Genomic DNA, 2494 nt, shown 5'->3' with positions numbered 1-2494 from the left:
TTTTAGATATCCCAGCCCCCAAGTGAAGGGGGCTGTTCGGGGCGCTGCCTGGAACGTGTTTCGTGATAAGAAGCGTATCTGTATTTATACGTGGTCAGAAGTACCGGACGGGTGGGTAAGCAAGCGCCGCACAGGATTCAGGACGTTTATCGTTAGTGTGCAAACGCAGGTGAATATTTTTCGGAACGGGGCAAAGCATGCTCTGCCCGTATCGTGTGGCAAGCCGGTTGTAAATCACACCGGGTAACTTTCATCGCCGGACGGAGGGTTGTAGTCCAACGATATCTGCTTCCAAAAGTGCGCAGATGTACCGCAATCTTGCTCTCCCTTGCAGGCTACAGAAGTTAATGAGATGGTCTTCCCCACCTTGTGAACCATACTCTTTATCGAGTATTTTTTCTGGAGAGTCCATCATGCAAAACGTCACACTTATTGGTATCGATCTCGGCAAGCATTCTTTCCACATCCATTGTCAGGACAAATCCGGCAAGGTTATTCTGCGTAAAAAGTTTACCTGCCCAAAATTAATGGAATTTTTAGCCGGGTGTTCATCCGTTACCGTCGTGATGGAAGCTTGTGCGGGGGCACACTTTATGGCTCGCCGGATTGCTGATTTAGGCCATGAAGCTAAGCTGATATCTCCGCAATTTGTTCGTCCTTTTGTCAAAAGTAACAAAAACGATTTTCGAGCGTTTATGATGCGGCTTGAGCATCAGCATGGCAGACTTGCCGAGTGGGTTCAGGCACAACTCAGCAAGAAGCATTCGAATGTGGTTGCCTGTGCGCTGGCTAACAAGCTGGCACGAATAGTCTGGGCAATCACCACTCGGCAAAATGAGTATCAGGCCTAATAGATACTGACTGACTCAATAAATTGATGATTAAACAGTGAAATACACGTTACTTATCTGGTTTTGCGAAGACTGATTATTGATGACATGAACGGCCAATCGGCCTGATGATTAACCTAAGCATAAAAGTGGCTCGTTGAAGCCGAACGGTTTTTTTAGGCGCATCAGGCGCGGAACTCATTGGGGCGCGGGCATCCATACCCATAGAGACGCCGGATAGATTTAAGCAAGCCAACCATACATCAAAATTAGTGTTGCAAAAACGGGGGAAGACCATAGATTCTTACTGGGATACCCCGTCGGCATACGATTGCCAGAATACTGCGCGCTATCGAGCTTGATTCCCTGCTGGAAGCCTTACTCAACTGGGTTAATGAGCAGCGTGAATTGGGGAGCAAACCTGTCATCTCTTTTGATGGGAAAGTTCTGCGACGCGCCTATCGTAACGACAAGAAAAACGCCGTCCAACTGGTCACTGCCTATGATACCGAGGCGGGATTGGTGTTAAGCCAGAAAGCGACTGCGACCAAAAATGGGGAAATCAGTATCGTCCGCCAGATGCTGGATATCCTTAACCTAAAAGGCAGTATCGTGACCCTTGATGCTCTGCATTGCCAGCGTGAAACACTGGAAAAAATCAGCGAAAAGAAAGCGCATGTGGTTGTGCAGGTGAAGAAAAATCAACCTAAGCTGTGGGAAGCCGTTCAGTCTCAATTTCAGGCCGTGTTTGATGCCGGTAAAGAGCAAGTGATGACGGAAATCAAGCAAGAAGCCCATGGCCGACGTGAAGAGCGCTATGTCTTCCAGTTAAAACCGAAATTCCCGCCCGAAATGGCCGAGAGATGGCCAACTATTCGTAGCATTATTGCGGTTGAGCGTCATCGGACACAAAATGGTAAAGGAACAGTAGATACCTCGTATTATGTGAGTTCGCTTTCCCCCCGACATAAATCTCTGGGGTATTACATTCGTCAGCATTGGCGAATTGAAAATAGCCAGCACTCTATTCTTGATGTCGTTTTTAAAGAAGATGATTCACGGATTGTTTTGGAAGGTGCAATTGAGAATCTGGCCTTATTCCGGCGTCTTGTTTTGAATATGGTCAAACAATGTGATTGTGGGGCACCAAGCCAAAGAAATAAGCTTAAAAAAGCCAGCTGGTGTGATGATTACCGTGCCAAAGTTTTCTTTGGTTGAATATCAAACAAAGTATGCTCGCGCCCTGATAGTTACCGTGCGTTCGAAGTCTTTGCTAGAGCATCCTCAAAAAGTTATTTCGATAAGATGAAATGCATTCTTTTAATAGATCAACCCTCAGATTTAGAAAAACGAATGGAATCATATAAAACACATGACAACCGATTACCTAGATGGCAGTTCGAATCACTTAGCCCAGCAACCTTACTTGGTTATGATCAACTGGCTACTAAGCCATAAAAGTTAATTCATAAGCAATATTGTTTATTTTTGTGATGTTTTCCTAGTTTTTACCTGCTATTTTCCTTACAAACAGTAATGTGTATAGCAGGTTAAGTATAAGATTTTATCATGTTGTAATTGTCAATATGTTAGTTAGAATATGAGTCAGTATATATGATGGTTAGTGTGCTATTATTGAATAAATTTCTATAACTAGAACATAT

At 44.4% G+C, this 2494-nt stretch carries 1 protein-coding gene and 2 pseudogenes; 2 read left to right on the top strand and 1 reads right to left on the bottom strand.

Translation table 11 applies throughout. The features are described from left to right. Positions 1–250: 250 nt before the first annotated feature. Complete coding sequence (locus tag FE394_RS19300; protein ID WP_319927932.1) at positions 251–415, bottom strand: hypothetical protein; 165 nt, start codon at positions 413–415, stop codon at positions 251–253. Between FE394_RS19300 and FE394_RS20035 the strand changes: the two are divergent. Further along, positions 414–686, top strand: a pseudogene (locus FE394_RS20035) (IS110 family transposase); the annotation flags it as partial. The gene FE394_RS19300 and the pseudogene FE394_RS20035 sit on opposite strands and share 2 nt — an antisense overlap. A 453-nt stretch (positions 687–1139) precedes the next feature. Next, positions 1140–2048, top strand: a pseudogene (locus FE394_RS19290) (ISAs1 family transposase); the annotation flags it as partial. Positions 2049–2494: the final 446 nt, after the last annotated feature.

Origin of the sequence: Xenorhabdus littoralis (assembly GCF_033949345.1) — a bacterium.
Classification (GTDB): Bacteria; Pseudomonadota; Gammaproteobacteria; order Enterobacterales; family Enterobacteriaceae; genus Xenorhabdus; species Xenorhabdus littoralis.
Note: the sequence above shows the minus strand (reverse complement) of the source record. Positions and strands in the feature narration are given on the sequence as shown.

Excerpts from the sequence above, each read along its gene's own strand:
- FE394_RS19300 (WP_319927932.1), bottom strand. The coding sequence starts at position 415 with ATGATGGACTCTCCAGAAAAAATACTCGATAAAGAGTATGGTTCACAA.